Raw genomic sequence first — 19,538 nt, 5'->3', positions numbered from 1 at the left:
CGGGTTCTTGGTCTTGTTCAGCGGCGTGGGCACGCAGATCGACATCGCATCCGCTTTGGCCAGTGCCTCGAACTCGGTTGTGGCCTTGAGCAGGCCCTTTTTCACCAGGGGCGAGACCACCGCCGGGTCGACATCCGGGATATGGCTGCCGCCGTGGTTGACCACCTTGACCTTGGACTCGCTCAGATCGATGCCCGTGACCGAGAACCCGGCAGAGGAGAACTCAACCGCCAGCGGGAACCCGACGTAACCGAGGCCGATGATTGCAACTTCCGCCTTGCGGCTTTGGATTTTTTCAATAAGTTTCAACTTTACCTCGTTCTGGAAACGGGATGAAAGCTGACCTGGGACAGCCCGAAAGTGCAGCGGATGACCGGGCTCAAAGTCAGAAATTTAACCGTACTGCATTTTCAAGTCAATCAATTTTGCCGGAGCCCCGGTTCCGCTTCCCGATCGGATGCACACCTCCGATAAGCCTCACGGAGCGCAGGCCCGCAGACATTGACGAAAACATTGCTTTTTTTCAGAATTGATTTAAATTTTGTCTTCTTTCCATTCGACGGAGGAATGATGGCCAAGGTTTGTGAAATCTGCGGGAAAATCCCAAGTGTCGGGAACAACGTTTCCCACGCCAACAACCGGACTAAGCGCCGTTTCCTGCCCAACCTTCAGGAGATACGGATCAGCGAAGGCGGCGTGAACCGTCGCGCCACGGTCTGCACCCGCTGCATCCGCTCCGGTAAGGTCAGCAAGGCGGTCTGAGCGCGCCAGAATCCGGCGGCGAAAATTCGTGAGAAGCCCTCACTCCACGTGGTCCCAGGGACGCGGAGCGGAGGGCTTTTTCTTTTGGTGCAGAAAAGCCTCCGTGTCGATCCCGGCCCGGCCGGCCGCGGCCAGAAAGTCCCGCCCCTCCGGCTCGGCGGCCTCCAGGGCCGCTGCCAGACGGCTATCGCCCAGCGATATCAGGGCCTGGATCAGGCTCCCGGCGGGCGGCTCGCACTGAAGCTCCACACGCCGCAGCGGGGACAGCGCCCGACGCACCTGGTTCAGCGCCGCCTTGATCTGACGCGGCGCGAGCATGGCCTCGTCCTGCCAGGCGGTCTGCGGCTTGGGCACGAACGGGTTGAGGCTGATCCGCAGCCGGGTGCGCGGACCCAGGCTGCCGGCCAACTCGCGCACCTGCTCGCCCAGGGCTGCCCGGTCGGCCTCGCTCTCACCCGGCAGCCCGATCATATAATACAGCTTCACCTGCTCGAACCCCATCTCGGAGGCCCGCGCCACAACCGAGGGCAGAAGCTCGGCGGCCGAGGGCTTGCCCAGCTCGCGCAACAGGGCCGCGCTGGCGGTCTCCGGGGCCAGGGTGATGCTGCGCGTGCCACATTCCAGCAGCAGGCCGAGGATCTCGTCGTTCAGCGTGTCGACGCGCAGCGAGCTGGCCCCCAGGCGCAGGCCGCGCTTTTGCACCGCGCGCAGCACGCGCGGCAGCTCAGGGTAGTCGCAGAGGTTGGTCCCGACCAGGCCCGCCACCTGGGCGCTCTCGGGCGCGTTCTCCAACAGCGCCTCCACCCGGAGCGGGTCGGAGACCCGCCAGGGACGGTTGATCCGGCTGACCAGGCAGAACCGGCAGGCGTGACGGCAGCCGCGGGCCAGCTCCAGCATGAACATCTCGGAAAAATGGGCCTTGGAGGTGATTATCACGCTGTGGGCCGGATCGCCGGTCAGCGGGGCGCTCTGACGGCGGACACGCTCCGGAGCGGCTGGAACTGCGGGCCGCGGCACGAGCACGCCTCCCTCCCCTGCCAACATCTCGGCGCGGTAGAGCGAGGGGATGTAGAACCCCGGCCGCGCGGCCAGCGCCTCCAGGAACGCCCCCCGCTCCCAGGTGCGCCGCGCGCTCTCCAGCCAGGTGTCGATGAAATCCGGCACCAGAACCTCGCCATCGCCCAGGCCCAGCGCCTCGACAAAAGGGGCCACCGGCTCCGGGTTGCCGCTGGGCACAGGTCCGCCGGCCAGCAGCACGGGGAGATTGCCCCAGCGCGCCTGCGCCCGGGTCGGAAGGCCCATCGCCCGGAGGAACAACGGCAGCCAGAGGCAGTCCTGCTCGTAGCTCAGCGACAGGGCCAGCACATCGAACGTGGAGGGCGGCGCGCCGCTTTCCAGGGCCAGCCAGCTCCGCTCGGCGGCGGGGTTGTCGCGGTCCAGGCAGAACACCCGCTCGCAGCGCACCTCCGGATGGGCGTTGAACAGGCGGTAGATGGTCTGGAAGCCCAGACTGGCCATGGCAACGTCATAGGGGCTGAGGGCCACCAGGCCCACGTTCAGCGCCGCCCGGTCTTTCCTGACAAGCGTGCCGCGCTCTGCGTCGAGCAGGCTCGTGCGAGTATTTTCGGTCTCTCCATAGCGGGCCACCGCCACTTCCTTATCTTTGCCGTCCCTTAAGGTGCAAGCATCCTGTATTCAACGGGGCAGGCCACCCGTCTCCGTGTATTGAACCTCATACCGGCCTGTGAGCTATCCCGCGCAAAGATAGGCAAAAAAAAGCCCCCCCGCAACGGCTGCCGTCACGGGGGAGAGAAGCGGATAGTCCTGCGGGCAGGATCAATAGGTGCGGTGACGGTCGCGGTCGGGCAGGCTGGGCTTGACCCGCGTGCGTCCGCCGAAAATATGGTGGTCGAAAAAGTATGAATCCACCAGGTTGAGCAACGTGATCCCCAGGGCGGCATCCACCATGTAGCCGCCTATCTTGTAGCGGGTCTGGCCCGTGTTGATGAAGCTCTGGTACTCCTCGCGGGTGAGCGCCTGGACCGCGCTGGTGTAGCTCTTGGAGCCGGCCGAGCGCAGCATGTAGCCGGCCAGGAACATCCCAGCCGTGGCCCCCAGAATAGTGTAGCCGGTCAGCATCGGCCGGGTCTCGGCGGTCTGGATCAGCCGCCAGCCGGGGACGAAATTGCCGATCAGCGCCGACTCCTTGACATCCTGCACCTCGCGGTAGCGCACCAGGGCGGCCTCCTCCTTGCGGCGCAGCTCGGTCATCACCTGCTGCTGCTCCTGGTTCTTCACCTCGCTCAGGCGCACCAGGTTTTCGGCCTTGGCCAGGTCGGGGTTCATCTGGAGGGCCTTTTCGGCGGCCTCGCGCGCTTTGGCGTACTGGTGGGCGTCATAGTACGACAGGCTGATCATGTACTGCACGTCCACGTTGTCGGGCTGCTGCTTCAGTACGATCTGGTAGTTCTCGATCGCCTTGTCGAACATCTCTTTGCGGCGATAGACCTCGCCCAGCCCCAACCGGGCCTGGATGTTGTTGAAATCCTCGGCCACCGCGTTCCAGTACTCGCGCTCGGCCTCATCCCAGAGGTTCATCTCCTGATATTTCTTGGCCCGGTCCACGCTCTGTCCGGCCTGGTATAGCTGCTCGACGGTCTGCATCTGGGCCGCGGCGCTTTGCGGCGCCAGGCAGAACGCCAGGCTGAGGGCAAGGGTGGCCAGGGCTGCTCGCATCATCACCGCTCACACTCCTTCCCGGCTGATAGTGAGCAATTGATTGATCTTGGAAAGCAATTTCTGATTGTAATCATCGGCGCTCGGGTCGAGCGTGCCGCCCGGGTCGGCAATAGCGGCCGCCTCCTCGTACTGCCCGAGGTTGAAATATGCCTCCGCCAGGACCGCTTTGACATCCTGCGCGTTGATCGAGGTGCGGTAGGCGAAGACGAAGCTCGGGTCTTTCTCCAGCACCACCACGGCGTCATCCCGGACTTTCTGGTAATCGGGCGGGTTGAGATCACGGTAGGCGAAGCTCAGGCCGCTCAGGATGTTGACGCTGTCCCGGGAGTCCTTCGGAGCGCGGTCCAGCGCCAGGTCGAAATTGAGCACGGCCTTCTGCAGCGAATCCTGCATCGCCATGGCCCAGCCCAGGCCGATATGGGCCTCATAATAATCCTGTTGCACATCCCGGGCTATCGCGGAGCGGAAACTGGTCGCGGCCAGGGCGAAATTTCCTTGGGCGAACAGACTCCAACCCTTGGACACATCGCTCAGATAGGCCGGCTCGATGTTGAACTCGGGGGCCGAGGGCGTGCTGCATGCGCAGGCCAGAGCGAGGGTCAGCAACAGACCCCCGGTTAGAATCTTCAGCCTGGTGTTCTCCATACTTCTCTCCCTCCGGGGTTCAGCGGATCAAGACCATCTTGCGGTTGATCGCGATGGAACCGGCCTTGAGTCGATAGAAATAGATGCCGCTGGGGAGTTCCCGTCCGCCCTCGTCACACCCGTTCCATTCCACCGAGTACACACCCGGCGTGTGGGCACGGTCGATCAGGGTGCGCACGAGCGCCCCGCGCAGGTTGTACACTTTGAGCTCCACCTGAGCCGTGCCCATTTCCTCGGGCACACGGTAGCTGATCGTAGTGGAGGGGTTGAACGGGTTGGGCACGTTCTGGCCCAGGGAGAAAGCCCGCGGCAGTCCGGCCGCGGACGGACCCATCCCGGACAGCAGGGCGAAAGTGCCGATAGTCGCGCTGGTCGCGGTGTAGAGGCGCCGCGACTGGTCGTAGCTCGTGGCCAGGGCCTGCCAGCCGCCCGACTCATCCAGGCGGCAGATCGCCAACCCGCTCCGGAAACCGTCCGTTGCGCGGAAGAAGACCTTGTAGCCGCCGGCGGTGGACTCGCCCAGCGGGATGAAGGTGTAGCTTTCGCAGGAAAGGCTCTCGTCGCCTGCGCCCAGGCCTTGCAGGCTCAGGCTCTCCAGCTTGTGCTTGAGTGCGCTCCCCGACGGCGGCAGGTTATGCGCCACCAGCACCTCCACCGACCCGGTCCCGGCAGGCTCGATCCAGGACGGCAGGGAGGCGGACTGCATGGCGCCGACCGAGGCCAGCATCGAGGGATAGGTCTGGACGAATTCGCCGGGCCGGCCGCCGAGGCTGGTGCCGGTCACCGACAGCAGGAACCCGCTGCGGGCGAAGTACTGGCCGCGCCAGATGTCGTTCTGACCGATCCGGGTCACGCCGAGCGCCGACAGGTTCACGGTGAGCTGCGGGGCGGCGGCCAGTGGGACGCTGGAGACGATGTAGATGTTCATGTAGCCGGTCAGCACGGGGTTGCGGCTGAGCAGCACCGCGAACTCCGGCGTCCCGCCCAGGAAAGATGTGTTCACAACGAAAGAGAAGGTGCTGTTCGAATACACCGGCGTCAGGGTGCTGTTCTGGGCGTAGACCCGCCACCAGAAACGGGTGTTGTCCGGCAGGTCGCTCAGGGTGAGCGTGGTGTCGGACAGGGTGGTGTACTGATTGACAATCTTGCTGGCGCTGAACAGGCTGTCCAGTGACAGGTCGAAACCGTAGCGCACCACGTCCGTGCTGTCTTCGGAATAGCTCCGGTGCCAGATGAAAGTGACCTGGGTCGCGCTGACCGTATCCGACCGGGTCGGGGTTATCAGGTCGAAGCGTGAGGGCAGGTCGCTGGGATTGATCAGACGGGCGCGGCTGAACACCAGGGTGTTGCGCCGGTCCTCCTGGGTGATGTAGAGGTCGGGACGGCTGTCCTGGTTGAAATCGGTCAGGCCCACCGAGGTCGACACGCCGATCCAGGTGGGCATCATTCCGGCGGGCGCCTCTGAGAAATAGCCGGTGCCGTCGTTGAGCAGCAGACGGTTGGCCTGGCTGTAATTGACGTAGTACAGGTCCGGGTAGCCGTCCATGTTGGCGTCGAAAGAGCGCACGCCGTAGGTGTTGTCGCTCTCCGCGGGCAGGCGCTGGGTGTCGCGCGTGAACACGCCCCGCCCGTTGTTCAGGAACAGCTCGTTCTGCTGGGTGTTGCTCTGGGCGACCACCAGGTCCAGGTCGCCGTCCCCGTCCACATCCACCAGCTCTCCACCGTGGGCCTGGGCCGCGCTGGCCGCGGTTATCTCACTGCGCTGGAATATTCCCTTGCCCTTGTTGGTAAGGATTGCGTGGTTCTGCGCCCGGTTGATCACCACGATGTCGATGTCCTTGTCCCCGTCGATATCGCCGGCGCAGGCCCAGACGCTCTGGTCGGCCTGGGAGTTGAGGATGTAGAGGTTGGTGACGTCGCGGAACACGCCCAGGCTGTCGTTGAACAGCAGGCGGTTCACCTCTCCGCCCGGGGTGTTGTTGACCATGTACAGGTCGATCGCCCCGTCGCCGTTGAAATCATCGGCCAGGACCATGACCGTGTGCCAGGCCTCGGCGGGCATGCGCGTGACACCTTCGGCCACTGTGCGCGTTGTGACATCGTCGAAAGCGCCCTTGCCGTTGTTGATGTAGAGACGGCTCTGCTGCCCGTCGTTGCCGAACACGAGGTCCAGGTCGTCATCCGCGTCCACGTCGATCGCAGCCACCGAGTTGCTCTTGTCCGAGGGCTGTATGCTGATGGCCTGGGAGGTCACCTCGTGCAGGGCGCCGTCGTACTGGTTGTAGAAATAGACGCTGTTGGGCTCGCCGTAGTTGGCGGTCACCACGTCCGGATAGCGGTCGCCGTTTAAATCTCCCACCGCCGCCTGCTCGGAGCGGTGCGCGTCGGTCGTGCCCAGATACATGGTCGTGTCGACATAACTGGCCTCGGAGCGCGGCCCCGCGGCCAGCACCTCGTAGCTGTACAGATCGGACAGGGGAGCGCGCCGTCGGTCGGCATCCACCCGGCCCAGGGAATCGGTCACTTGGATGAAATACTCGATCCGGCTGCCCACCGGCTTGGCCGGGATGCTGCCCCAGTAATGCGAGCCGTAATGCTCCATCACCACGTCGAAGAACGTCTCACTCTCTTTGGCGTTGCGCCATTTGATCACCGCAGTGCGCACGCCGGAATGCGCGGTCACCCAGGTTTCGACCCGGCGCGGACGGGTGGTGTTGGTGGTGTTCGACAGCTCGGTGGTGTGGGTGATGCCCATCTTGGCCTCGGGGCTGCCGCCCGGGGGCAGCACCTCGAAGCGGTAGGGCAGCAGGAACGGGTTGCTGATGAAGGAGTCGGGGCTCGAGACCCGGAACCCGGCTGAGTCGGAGGCCATTACAAAGTAATTGACCACCGAGTTGTAGGCCTGGCCCGGAATCCCGTAGCGGAAATCGTCCGTGCCCGCCTGGGCCATCATCAGGACCGTGTCCTTGTAGACGTTGCCGGATACGCTCCAGGCCATCCTGACAACCGGGGTGAAATTGTCCACCACGCTGGCCGTGATGTTGTAGGGGCCGAGATTGTCGTTCGTGTCGGCGTACTCTGTGGTGAAATAGATGAACGGCGGAGTCTTGTCCTGGGTGATATCGCCGGGCGGAGTGACAAAATTGATCATCGCCGTGGAGTCGAGGGCGGCGCTGTCGGGACGGCTGACATTGAGCGCCTGGATGATCTTGGTCTCGGACACCGTGGAATGGACCAGGCCCCAGGTCATGCCGTTGACATCCGTGGGCGTGGTGGGCTGATGGAAGGTGACGCCCTGCTCGTAGCCCACGGCGGCGCGCAGGCGGACCTCCACATTGGAGACCGGCTTTTTTGTCTTGTCCAGCACTGTCACCCGGACCACCGAGGCGCTGCGGCCATTGGCCAGCACCGGTCCGGTGGCTCTGACCCGTCCGTTCAGGGCCTCGCGTTCATCGACCAGCAGGAACACTCCCAGATCCTGCAACAAAGTGGATTCTGTAGCAGTCAGCAGAACACTGTCAGTCACCGTACCCTGGGAGGTGCCAAGCAGCTCGAGGTGGATCCAGGTCAGGCCGGGACGGTATACGAAAACCGACCCGTTGAAGTCACGGTAATTGGCCCGGTCATACTGGAATATACCCTGAACGTCGGTAAGCAAGGAGTACCACGTGGAACTGTCGACCACTGTCGTGCCGCCGACGCCGGGCCGGATTGTCTTGAGGTACGAACGGGCCAGCACGCGCTCCAGCGGATCATGGGTGGAACTGTTGACCACCTGGCCGTAGAACAGGATCGCCGCCGGAGGGAGCTTTTGCGAAAAAGTGACCACCGAGTCCACACCCATGGGGCTGACCGAATACTCCACCCCGTCGCTGCGCACCTTGAAAAAGTAGGTGGTGTTGATATCCAGGTACACGAGCTGGACATAATGGATAACGCTCGACTTACCGGAGGAAATTGTGGAGTCCCCCATCACTCTGTCCAGGTTGAGGCTGTTTTTACCGTAAAGCAGAACGTTGTTGAAAGTCGGCCGGCTGGTGCGCCAGGAAACGACAAAAGCGTTGCCGAGTTGGTTGGACACCTGAAGGTCGGTGATTTCAAGCGGCTCCTGTGCCCCCTGCGCCGCGTCTGGCATCCACAGCGCCAGGACAAGGCCGAGGGCGAACAGGACGGTCAATGCGAAGCGGTGCAGAACTTTTGTGTTGGCCATCTTTTCACCTTTCGTGTTTTCAAAGGTACGGCTCAGGCTGCACTGCCGCTCATCAACCGTAAAAGGGCCAGCAGGTCGAAGACATCGTACCGGCCGTTGCCGTCCACGTCCGCCGCAAAGGCCAGGCGCTGGTCACCGGCGACCGGCTTCGAGCCGCCCAGAACTTTAAGGATATCGAGAAGGTCGAAAACGTTCACTTTTCCGTTGTTGTCCAGGTCGCCGCGCATCCCCAGGTTCGGATCGTAGACCTGAACCGTGTGGGCCGGAATGAAAAAGCTGGCGCTTCCCTGGAGCACCACCGAGCTGTCCGTGTCGTTGGTCCAGTAGTTGGGAAAGTACTCGATGAACAGCCGGTCGCCGGCGCCGGGATTGAACGCATAGCCGGTGAGTTCCTCCCGCACGGTCGTCATGTCCACGTCCCACTGCCCGGCCACCTCACCGGTCCCGCCCCTTTTATTCAGCACGGTCTTCACTACCGAACGGTCACCGTTGGCCCGTCTCACCTGCAGACGCACCAGGCAGCGGTCCAGCGGCTCGCCCTGCCCATCGAACAGGCTGCCATGGGCCGTCCAGGGTGTCCCGCCGCCCACAGTCTCCAGGAAAGTCTTGAACGAGTACCAGCGGTCGCTGTTGTCCCAGAGTGTGCTGTCGGAGCGCAGACGGTACTCGTATTCCGTGCCCACCTTGAGGCCGATCAGGGCGATCAGGTGCGTGTAGGTCTCGCTCGCGTATTCGTCCGTGAAAACCAGCAGCGAATCGGAGCCCTTTTCCCGCACCTCGACCCGGTTGTCGAGGGTCTGGGCGTCGGTGAGCCAGGAAACGCGGGCGCTGGTGATGGACAGGTCGGTGCAGGCCAGACCGGTCATTTTGATCTCGGCGGCAACCGAGGGCGTCACATGGAAAATCAGGGCGGCCAGAGCCAGAGTCAGGATGGTGGATGAAGGGCGCATATTGATTCCTTTCAAAGCTTTATCGAAAAGGGTGGCTGGTTTGCATCTTTCATATCCTGGTCTTTGCAATATCCATACCACAGCTTGCTCCCTTTCGGCCGCGGAACATTCCTTTTCCGCCACGGCGGAATCACAGCAGTAGCCCTCTTACATCCAGCCCCGAAAACGAAAACATAGGGCTATGCAACCCATTGCGCCGGCATAACGCATCTCGGCTTTTTCTTGTTTAGGCCGTCCGCCCGGGAATGGCTGGCAAATTTTTCCGGCCGCCGGGAAAAACAAATCTCCCCTGCCAGCCCCGAATGCCAAAGCCTGAGCAAGGTTCTCCCTGAAAAACAACAGGGGCGGGTCTGTGACCCGCCCCTGCCGGGGTTGATTCCAGTTGAGGCCCAGGGCCTCACCCGTTCCACCTCACTTGAGGATGATCATCTTGCGCATGGCCCGGAACGAGGGTGTGGTCAGGCGGTAGAAGTAGACCCCGCTGGAGGCGCGGCGCCCGGCTGAATCGGTGCCGTCCCATTCCACCTGGTACTCGCCCGGCTCACGCAGAGCAGTCACCAGGTTGCGGATCATCTGGCCGCGCAGGTTGAACACATCCAGCCGCACCGAGACCAGTCCCGCGCCCTCGGGCACCGCGTAGCGAATGGTGGTCGAGGGGTTGAACGGGTTGGGCGAGTTCTGGGCCAGGCTGAAAGACTTGGGCAGCACAGCCGGAACATTCCCGCTGCTGGCGTCCGTTGCGGTCTTCTCCGAACCGGCCTGCAGGTCCAGGGCGAAATTGTGCGGGCTTTCCGGTTTGACCGTTGAGGAGAAGCTGCGGCTCACGCCCAGTCCCAGCACGGTCAGGTCTATCTTGTCGCCGGCCGACCACTTGTAGGGTATGCCGCTGCCACTTTCCTTCAGGTTTGCCAGGTTGAGCGTCCACATGCCGTCCCGGTCGGTCGCGGCGCAGATCGTCCCGGTCTGTTCGCCGCTCTCGGCCCCGGTCAGCTTGAGGAACACCAGCATCCCGGCCAGGGGCTGGTCCTGGCTGTCGGTCAGGCGGCCGTACAGAGTGTAGAGGTTAAGCCCGGCGCCCAACTGGGCCGTGGTCAGAGTGCCAGCCATTGTCTGGGCCACGCTCTGGCCACTCAGGCCGTCCACCGAGTAACGGTACTCGACGCCGGATTTCAGGCCGCTGACCAGGGCGTAGCTGAACCCACCCTCCAGGGTCCTGGGCTGCACCAGCGTCTCCCTGCCGTCCGGATCGGTCATGTGCAGCACGCCCGGCGTCTGGACCGTGGCGGCCCAGGTGAACGTGGCCGCCGAGCTGGTGACATTGGACACATGGATCCCCGGAGCGTTGCCCGCGACCGAGCGGTTACCCAGATCGAGGGCGATCGAGGGCGTCTTGGTGGCGCCCGAAGTGTTGTCCGCAGCCAGCAGGGTGCCACTGACGTTGGGGTTCCAGCTCGAGGCCGCGGTGACCTGGAAGATGTAGCCCTGGCCCACGTCGATACCGAAGTTCTCACCCCGATAGCTCGTGCCGTCCTTGAAATACTGCTTGTATTCCTGGGTGCTGGGTTCGTAACGATAGATTGCCTGTATACCGGTTACGGCCTTCAACACGCTGTTGGCGTCCCAGGAGCGGAACAACATATCATCCTGCGCCGGGCGCGAGACGAAAAACTGTCCGGCGGCCGGGAACTGGATGATCGGCACGTTGCGCGTGAAGGCACGTCCCTCGAGCAGAAGGTGGTTCTCGGAGTTCACCTTGATGAAATAGCCATCCTCGATCGCGATGTTGAAATCGGCCGCGCCAACATAGGAGCCGCTGATCGCCCGGGTGATCGACTCCTGCATGCCTGTGGAGCTGACATAGCGCGACAGGGCCGGGGTGCCGCCCAGTATCATGCCCAGAATGGCGTGGGCCGTGGAGGGCTGACCCTTGAACAGGTTGAGAGGCAGGCCGATCAGGTTCAGGCCGGTCTTGAGTTCGAGGTCGTAGCTTACGTAGGGCACGAGCTTGACCTTGTTGATCGCCATCGGGCTGGCCGCGTCGGCGGCGCGCAGGGTGTCGTATTGCTCGAAGCCCTTCTCGGCCCCGTCGAACTCCAACAGGAGGTAATCGCCCTGGGCGTGGCTGAACCCGCTGCCGTCCGACTTACGCAGGTTGGCCAGGTTCAGTTCCCAGAGGCTGTCACTGCCCACGGTGGCAACCAGTGGCAGCGAGGTGTCGGCAGTGCTGGTGGCATCCACCACCTTGAGCCGGACCGTGGCGTTGACGGCCGCGCCGCCCGAATAGTAGACTTTGCCCTTGAGCGTGTACATGCTGCTGTTGGTTCCGCTGGACGGCAGCGTGCGCAGCTTGAACGCGGTCAGGGTGGAGTTTTTGGCCGCGGTGGTGCGGTCGACCTTCTTGGGCCGGTAGGGCCCGTTGATGTTGCGCAGGCTGTCCGCCGCGAACACGCCGTTGGACGAGCCGATAAAGAAGCGGTAGAGCGTCCCGGGCGATAGGTTGGTCAACTGGATCACGTGGATCCCGTCATCCGCCGAGGTCTCGTCCTTGAACACGGTCACCGAGCTGCGGATCTCGGACAGACCGGAGTTGTATTCGACAAATGTCGGGAAGCCGTTGAACTTATTCACATCGGTGAACGCCGCGCTGTGGATGTCCAGCGTGTCGCTGCTGGCCGCCACCACGATGCTGTCGGCGCCGTTGAAATTCGTGCGGTAGCGGAGCATGGCGCTGGTGGCGGAGATATTGACCACCTCGATGTTCTCGTATCCGCCCGAATCGACCAGCACGGTGAACGGGTAGGTGTCGAACCCGCCGTAGATCGCGCTGATCACCTTGATCGTGTCGGGCACCAGGAAGCTGAGGCTCCGGTCGAGGCGCGAGACCGGAACGCCCGAGGGCACCGAGGCGACAATCTTGTCCTTGGCCCAGGAGATGATCTTGGCCGCTATGTTCTGACGGCGGCCGTTGAGGTCGGTGGCGTAGAAAATCACCTTGCTCGTGTCCTCGACGTTGCGGTCGAACAGGCCGAACCCGCTGCCGAAGATCGTGAACTCCTGGTTGATCGAGCCCTTGGCCGGGGTCACCCGCGAGATTGTGGGGGCCGGGGCCACGCGGAAGCGCACCTGCTGGGCGCTGGATTTGGCGCCATGGCTGTTGTTGTCAGTGGCCGTGATGTTGAAAGTGTAGGTCAGGGTGTCGGACACGCTCGGACGGAAGACGTTCAGGCCCGTGCTGGTGTTCAATGCGCCCTGATAGTCCCCGCTGTGGGAGAAGCTGAGCGGCCAGCCCAGACTGTCCCCGCAGAGGAAATCGGGATCGTAGACGTAGCGCGAGAAATAGGTGCTGTCGGTCTGGTTGTTGTTCAGGGTGAAAGGCCCCACGACCTGGATGCTGTCGGGCTTGGCCGCCGCCGGATTGGGGCTGAACACCAGGGCGCTGTCCGGCGGCAGACTGGTGCTGTCGCCGTCCCAGATGGGTGCGCGGTTGGTGTTGCGCACCTTGAGGGCGAAAGTGTCGGCCGCGATCGTGGTGCCGTCGGAAACCATTACCACCAGGGTATCGGCTTTCTCATCGCTGGTGGCCAGGTTGAACGGGATCTGAAGCTTGACCTTGAAACTGGGGATCGCTCCGCCGGTTAGACTGGAGACGGTGTCCGCCAGCAGGGTGTCGACCGTGCCGGCACGGTGGATGAACTGGTTGAACCCGGCTATCGGGCCGGTGGTCGTCCCGCCCTTTGGAACACCCTTGAGGTTGTCGTTCCAGAGCAGGCCGAAAGCGATGGGGTCGTTGCTCTCCCCCTGAAGGCTGTCCTGGTCCTGGGCGTAGAAAGTGAGCACCACGCTGTCACCCTCGAACACGCTGAACAGGGTGTCCTCCACTCCGGCCAGGTAGTTGAAAGCCCGGGTCTGGCTCACACCCAGAGAATCCTTGCGCAGCATGGTGCGCTTGGTAAAGCGCGGCGTGGGGTTGGGCAGCGAGTCGTTGACCATGATGAACAGGCTGTCGATGGCGGTGTCGTTGCCCTGGTTGCTGTCGTCGGTGGCCTTGAAATAGATGACGTAGAGGCTGTCGCGCAGTTCGCCCACACCGACGCCGACCTTGACGGCGCTGCTGCTGGTGTCGCCGGCGGCGCTGGAGGTTTCGGAAGTTGTGCTGCCGTTGGAGATATTGGCATCCACGAAATACCGTCCGCCGTGGATACTGTTGTCCGTGGCGCCGTCACCCTGCACGAAACTGGGGACCCAGCGCAGGCGGTTGCCCACGAAAGTGGCGCCGGCGGGAAGGTTCAGGGCGGTGAAAGTGACGTTGTTGGCCCCGTCGTAGCCGGATGTGCCGTCACCGTTCTGGCTTTTCAGGTTGCGGCCGGTGAAATCCTGATCCGCGGCCTGATCCCCTTTCACCATCTTGTTGTTCGGATCGATGAAACCGGAGATGTTGATCTCCAGGGTGTCACCCTCGTTGATCGCGATGAAACCGTTCATGCCGGTGTAGACCAGGTAGCTTCCGCCGCCGAGATCATCCGGATCGTAACTCGTCGCCAATATGCGCGAGCCGGGCAGGTTGGCCACTGAAGCCCCACCGCTCGTTCCAAAATCCGGATCGGAGCCGTACTCGGTTCCACCCAGGGTCAGACGGCTGCCGCTGGTGTTGCCGCGAGCGACCACGGTTGTATTCTTGTTAAGGATGTCGGTGAAACCCAGGAACCCGCCCACGTTGTTGTTCGAGGTCGGGTAAAAGAAATCGCCTCCGTAGAAAACACGCTTGTTTGTGCTGAAATTCGTGTTGATCAGCGAGGAGGCGTTGCCGTCCGGTGGAGAGATGATTTCGAAAGTGGTCGGCACCGGAGCGGTGTTCTGCGCCAGCAGTCCCAACGGAACCAGGACCAGCGCCAGGGCCGTTAAGGCGATGAGAGGACGGACACGGGACATCATCTGCTCACTCCTTGAGAAGTGGTGGTCTAATCCGTTAAACCGGAACAATTTTTCAGTTTCGAGTCGGGTTATGCTGGTGCAGAGTATGGCAACATGCGTGCCAATAGAGGAATGCCGTGTCCATCCTGTTCAATTACAACCACTTAGACACAACCGAAAAAAGAGAGCAATCTGCCGGCAACAGCATGAGGGTAATTTTTGCCACATTCTATGCCAATTTTAAAGCAAATAACAGGGCATTATTTTCCGCGCCGTGCTTTAAGGAATACCCGGGAGGTCGGACAGGGAAGTTTCGAGGGGTGGGTGCGGATCGGGCGCGGGTGGAGCCAAAAACAAAGCGGCCGGGGGATTGCTCCCCCGGCCGCTCCGCTCTGACTTGAATCCTGCCGTAACCTTACTTCAGCAGGACCATCTTACGGGTGGTGGTGAAGTCACCGGCCTTGATCCGGTAGAAGTAGACACCGGAGGAGACCATGTCACCCTTTTCATCCCGGCCGTTCCACTGGATCACATACTGGCCGGGCTGCTTGACCTCGTTGACCAGGCTGCGGATGAGCTGGCCGCGGAGGTTGTAGACCTTCAGCTCGACACCCACACCCTCGACCTTCGAGTCGGGGATGTCGTAGGAGATGGTGGTCGACGGGTTGAAGGGGTTCGGATAGTTCTGCGCCAGGGCGAACGCCTTGGGCAGAGCGACCCGAGCGGTTTCCTTCTTCTGCGCCGCAACCATTGCGTCGAGGTCGGAGGCCTTGACCACGTTCTGCGGGCTGGCGCCGCTGACCAGGGTGCGGAACGGGATGGAGGCGTTCTGGAAGATCGCGTTCACCAGAATCTCGTTCCCCACGTTCCACGGGAACACTTCACCGTCGGCCGTCTTCTTGAAGTTGGCCAGGTTGATGTCCCAGTAACCCTTCGCATCGGTCACGGCCAGCAGAGGCAGGCTGACTTCATCCTTGTTCTTCAGCTCGACATAGACCAGAGCCTTGGACAGCGGGTTGCCGCTCTCGTCCAGCAGGCGGCCGAACACCGTGTAGGGCAGCCCGGTGCCGACTTTGGCCGAGGTGAAGGTGAACGGCTGGCCGTTGTTGTTGTAGGTGGTGCCGTTGATCACGACCTCGTAATTATACTCGGTCTCGGCCTCCAGCTTCAGCAACTGGACCATCCGCATGGCACCATCCAGCGACTTGCTGTCGAACTCGGCGGTCTGGTTCAGGCTCTCACCGGCCTTGCCGTAGCGCACCAGGGCCTTGCCGTTCACGTCAGTCAGCCAGGACAGCGTGGCGGCCGAGCTGGTGACATCGGTGAGGGTCAGGCCGCGCAGGGTCGCCGAAGCGCCCTCAGGCGCCTTGGTGGCGTTGGCCGTGTTGAGAGTCAGCGACGGCATGTTCTCGGTCAGGTTGTCGAACTTGGCCGAGGCATTGGCCAGCAGCAGGCTCGCCGGGGTGTTCGGGTCCCACTGGCTGGCGGCCGTGATGTTCAGGACATAGCCCTCGCTCACGTCGATGTGGAAATCATCGCCGCCGAAAGCACCGCTGATCGGCTCAATGTAGCCGCTCTCCCAATGCTGATCTTCTTCGTTGTAGCGGAAGATTTCGCTCAGGTTGGCGATGTTGGCCAGCATGATCTTGGCGCTCCAAGCAAAGAACAGATTGGAAGACTGCGCCGGGCGGCTGATCCAGTAGTAAGCCGCATTCTGGAAAGTCTGAACTCCCAGCGAATCGCCGATCAGGCTTCCATTGAGCGTAACATACTGTTCCTGGGTCGTCTTGACGAAGTAACCCTGGAACAGGGCCAGATTGAAGTTTTCCGCGCCGATGAACCCGCGTCCGGTGGTGCCGGTGATGGCCCGGGCGATAGTCTCCTGGGTGCCGGTGGCCGGAACATAACGGGTGATCGAGGGCAGCCCCCCGGCGATGCGATTGAGCAGCGCCTCGGCGTTGGCAGGCTCGCCGACGAACAGCTCCACCGGCAGACCGACCAGGTTCAGACCGACTTTCAGGCGCATGTCATAGTTCACGACCGGGGCCAGACGGATGCCGGTAGCCGTGAAATCGATGCGCTGCGGGGTGCTCGCGCCACGCGTGGTGGTGAACTGCTTGGTTCCGATTTCCGCGCCACCCTCGATGGTGACGATGAGGTAATCACCCTGCTTGTGATGGAACACACGGTCCGGCACATCGAACGTGTCGGTCACGGCGTTGCCCAGGTTGACGAACCAGGAGCTGTCGCTCTGGACGATGGAAGTCAGGGCCAGTGCGGTGTCGGACACATTCTGATAATCCACCACCTTCACCGTGACGATGGAGTTCACCGCCGCACCGGTGCCGGTGTAGGCGTCACCCTCGACCACGAACGTCTCGCCGCTGGCAGACTGCGTCGGCAGGGTCTTGAACTTGAAGCCCTTGATTCCGTTGTTGAAGGTCGGGCTTGTACGATTGATCTTGGCCGGCTTGTACGGGCCGTTGACCCGGCCTGAGGTATCCCCGAAGAAATACCCGTTGCTCATGCCGAGGAAGAAACGGTAGACCTTGTTCGGCACCAGGTCGGTGATCGTGACATAGTGGAGCTGGTCCGTCGAGGTGGTCGCACCGTGGTAAACCTGCGCCGCCGAATTGACCTGGCTCGTAGTGACCTTGAACACAGGATTAAACGGGACTGTCACGCCCGCGTCGTCCAGGTGCAGCGTATCTTCCTCTGTAGCTACCACCACGCTGTCGATACCGGAGAAAGCGGTCTCCCACTTTAACCGCACCGAGGTCGAGCTCAGGTTGGCCAGCTCGAACTGGGTCACTCTGGTGCTGTCATACTCCGAGATGACAAACGGATAGTAAGTCGGCGAATTGAACACAGCCGAATTCACCTGGATCGTATCCGGAATCCATATGTTTCTGGTAATATCCCATTTCGTAACGGGAGCACCGGCGGGCACGGTCAGGTTGATCCGGTCGCGACCCCAGGAATTGATCGTGGCAACCAGGTTCTGAGCCACACCGGAGCTGTTGCGGGCACGGAAAGTGACCTTGCTCGGAGTGGTGCTCTTCTCGTCATACAGACCGAACCCACTGCCGAAGAGGGTGATGTTCTGGCCGGGATAGGCCGTGTACGGGTACACCGAGGCGACCAGAGGTTCCGGGGCCACCCGCAGGATCAGCACCTTGTTGCCGGTCTTCGGGTCCGGAGTGAAGCTGTCCGTGCCCTTAATGGTGAACGGATAGCTCGTGGTGTCGGTGCTCGTCAGCAGCAGCACCATCAGCCCGTTGGGCAGGAACGTGGCGCCCGAGGGCGAACCGACCTGCGAATAGCTGATGCTGTTGCCCAGCGAATCACCGATCAGGACGTCCGGGTCATAGATGTACTTGGTGAAAGTGATCGAATCTGTCCGGCCATTCGCCACAGCGATGGGCAGGAAATCATTGATGCTGTCGGCATCGACTGCGCCCGGATCGAGCGAGTACACCAGGTGGTAAGGTGTAGGCTTGCTGCTGGTGTCCGAATCCCAGATCGGAGCGCGATTCACGTTGGCGATCCTGAACAGCATCGTGTCCGGAACATCGTTGCCTGACGAATCATGCACCTTGACGACGAGAGCGAGAGTATCGCTGGTCGCGGTGTCGCCCACATTGAAGGCCACCTTGAGCCGCACGCGGAAAGAGCCCGGAGTTCCAGGGGTCTTTATCGACACGGTGTCCAGAGCCATCGAATCGATATGGCTGCTCGCGCGGTGGATGAAATTGCTCCAATTGACTACCGAGTAGTCTAGGACGTCGTTGATTTCACCGCGCGCGCTGTCCTGATCCACAGCGTAGTAAGTGATGACGATGCTGTCACCCTCGCTGTAGTGCAGGAGCGAATCAGAGGCGAACTGCACACTGCTCTTGGTATAGGTGCGCAGCAGGCCCTGACGGTTGATGACCTCGCGCTTGGTGATTATGGGCGCGGGGTTGGCGATGGAGTCGTTGACCATAATGAACAGGGAATCCGTACCCACTTTCGACGGAATTCCGTCATCCGTGGCCGTGAACAGGATTACGTACAGACTGTCTTTCAGCTCACCCTTGCCACGTCCAATAAACTGATGATTGGTCGGGTGAACGGTGGCATCCTCACTGACAGTGTCCAGCGCCGTTCTGGTCGCTGTCTCGGAAGCAGTAGCGCCGCTGGAAATGTTGGCGTCGACAAAGAAACGCCCGCCGCGGACGCTGTTGTCCGTGGCGCCGTCGCCCTGAATGAAATTGGGCACCCAGGTGAAAATCCCGCCGTTGAAGTTGGCGCCGGCCGGCAGAGTGGAGGGGACCACGCCATATTTGACGCCGTTGGCCGAATCATTGGACGGGTGCGCCAGATCGAAAGCATATGACATGCTCTTCATGTTGGCGCCGGAGAAATCACTTGCAACACCCTGAGCCGTCACCAGCGTATTATTAGGATCGACATAGCCGGTCAGACGGATAACCAGGGAATCTTCCTCGTTGATCGCGATGAAGCCGTTGGCGCCATGGTAATCCAGAACCCCGGCGGCTCCGCCCGCGTCGTCATCGTCGAAAGCAGCGGCGACACGATCCACATTCGTGGTCGGGTCAATGCCGGGAAGGTTGGCGACCGCAAAAATGTCGACACCTGCGAGAGCACCGGCGATATCACTCGCCGTGCCGCCCAGGGTCAGACGGCTGTCGGTGAGGTTGCCGGTAGCAACAGCCGCCGCTGGCAGGGTGAACCCCAGGAACGGGCTGTTGGCCACGGACGAAGAGGCAAAATCACCACCGTAGAAAATCCGGTGGTTTTTGCCCGTAGCCGTTCCATAACTTGTATTGATCTGGAACGGGAAGTTACCGTCCGCCGGGCTGAGGATTTCAAAGGTTGTCGGCACGGGGGCGGTATTCTGCGCGTACGACTGCACGTATGATAGCGTGATCAGAAAAGTGAGTAAGGTGATTACTCGGGTCACCTTAAGTAAAGCTCTCATTTTTCTCTCCTTGAGAAAAGTTCGTTTACTTCAGATTAGTTCCCCTCCTGGAAACTAGCACTGCTGTTCTGTCACCCCGTATCATAGCAGAATACCATGTCCCCTCCTTTACATATTGTCCTTCAAGCGTTCCCGTCAATTTTGTTCAAATTTGCATGCATCTGGCCAAGTTTGAGCGTAGAAAGGGGCAATACACTACTTCTTTAAATCGGCGCAGGCCCTTCAAACTTTAAAAAAAGTTTGGAAACTCACAGTTTCCGCGGCCTCTGCGTCGAACAAAGTGAATCTTGCAGTCTGAATTTTATGTTTAGGGACAATTTCTCTGGAATTTTTTACC

The 19,538-nt window shown here is 61.5% G+C and carries 9 protein-coding genes; 1 reads left to right on the top strand and 8 read right to left on the bottom strand.

Annotated features, from left to right (window positions below):
* On the bottom strand, positions 1-309 hold a 309-nt coding region (locus LLH00_17805), incomplete at its 3' end, for an NAD(P)-binding domain-containing protein (GenBank protein MCE5273136.1).
* 261 nt (positions 310-570) lie between these two features.
* Here LLH00_17805 and rpmB point away from each other — a divergent pair.
* Entirely contained in the window at positions 571-762 is a 192-nt protein-coding gene (gene rpmB, locus LLH00_17800) for a 50S ribosomal protein L28 (protein ID MCE5273135.1), read from the top strand.
* A 39-nt stretch (positions 763-801) separates the two neighbouring features.
* Here rpmB and LLH00_17795 read toward each other — a convergent pair whose 3' ends face one another.
* The 7 genes from LLH00_17795 to LLH00_17765 all read right to left on the bottom strand — a co-directional run bounded on the left by LLH00_17795 (position 802) and on the right by LLH00_17765 (position 19,201).
* Positions 802-2,409, bottom strand: a complete 1,608-nt coding sequence (locus tag LLH00_17795) for a radical SAM protein (GenBank protein ID MCE5273134.1) — start codon at positions 2,407-2,409, stop codon at positions 802-804.
* A 189-nt stretch (positions 2,410-2,598) separates the two neighbouring features.
* Positions 2,599-3,501, bottom strand: coding sequence for a tetratricopeptide repeat protein (locus LLH00_17790; protein ID MCE5273133.1), 903 nt, complete (start codon positions 3,499-3,501; stop codon positions 2,599-2,601).
* Between the two features lie 6 nt (positions 3,502-3,507).
* Positions 3,508-4,146, bottom strand: coding sequence for a tetratricopeptide repeat protein (locus LLH00_17785; GenBank protein MCE5273132.1), 639 nt, complete (start codon positions 4,144-4,146; stop codon positions 3,508-3,510).
* Between the two features lie 19 nt (positions 4,147-4,165).
* Positions 4,166-8,356: an FG-GAP-like repeat-containing protein gene (locus tag LLH00_17780; protein ID MCE5273131.1), complete on the bottom strand. Its 4,191-nt coding sequence runs from the start codon at positions 8,354-8,356 to the stop codon at positions 4,166-4,168.
* Positions 8,357-8,388: 32 nt separating this feature from the next.
* Positions 8,389-9,306 carry a fibronectin type III domain-containing protein gene (locus tag LLH00_17775; GenBank protein ID MCE5273130.1) on the bottom strand — a complete coding sequence of 306 codons (918 nt, stop codon included), beginning with the start codon at positions 9,304-9,306 and terminating at the stop codon, positions 8,389-8,391.
* Between the two features lie 411 nt (positions 9,307-9,717).
* Positions 9,718-14,238: a hypothetical protein gene (locus LLH00_17770; GenBank protein ID MCE5273129.1), complete on the bottom strand. Its 4,521-nt coding sequence runs from the start codon at positions 14,236-14,238 to the stop codon at positions 9,718-9,720.
* A 394-nt stretch (positions 14,239-14,632) separates the two neighbouring features.
* Positions 14,633-19,201 carry a T9SS type A sorting domain-containing protein gene (locus LLH00_17765; protein ID MCE5273128.1) on the bottom strand — a complete coding sequence of 1,523 codons (4,569 nt, stop codon included), beginning with the start codon at positions 19,199-19,201 and terminating at the stop codon, positions 14,633-14,635.
* Between the last annotated feature and the right edge of the window lie 337 nt (positions 19,202-19,538).

This window comes from bacterium (genome assembly GCA_021372515.1).
Lineage (GTDB): Bacteria > Gemmatimonadota > Glassbacteria > GWA2-58-10 > GWA2-58-10 > JAJFUG01.
This window is presented reverse-complemented; position numbering and strand designations above follow the sequence as displayed.

Bases quoted from the DNA above. Each gene is read 5' to 3' on its own strand.
- LLH00_17780 (MCE5273131.1), bottom strand. From the start codon at position 8,356: ATGGCCAACACAAAAGTTCTGCACCGCTTCGCATTGACCGTCCTGTTC.
- LLH00_17765 (MCE5273128.1), bottom strand. From the start codon at position 19,201: ATGAGAGCTTTACTTAAGGTGACCCGAGTAATCACCTTACTCACTTTT.
- LLH00_17785 (MCE5273132.1), bottom strand. From the start codon at position 4,146: ATGGAGAACACCAGGCTGAAGATTCTAACCGGGGGTCTGTTGCTGACC.
- LLH00_17790 (MCE5273133.1), bottom strand. From the start codon at position 3,501: ATGATGCGAGCAGCCCTGGCCACCCTTGCCCTCAGCCTGGCGTTCTGC.
- LLH00_17775 (MCE5273130.1), bottom strand. From the start codon at position 9,306: ATGCGCCCTTCATCCACCATCCTGACTCTGGCTCTGGCCGCCCTGATT.
- LLH00_17770 (MCE5273129.1), bottom strand. From the start codon at position 14,238: ATGATGTCCCGTGTCCGTCCTCTCATCGCCTTAACGGCCCTGGCGCTG.
- rpmB (MCE5273135.1), top strand. From the start codon at position 571: ATGGCCAAGGTTTGTGAAATCTGCGGGAAAATCCCAAGTGTCGGGAAC.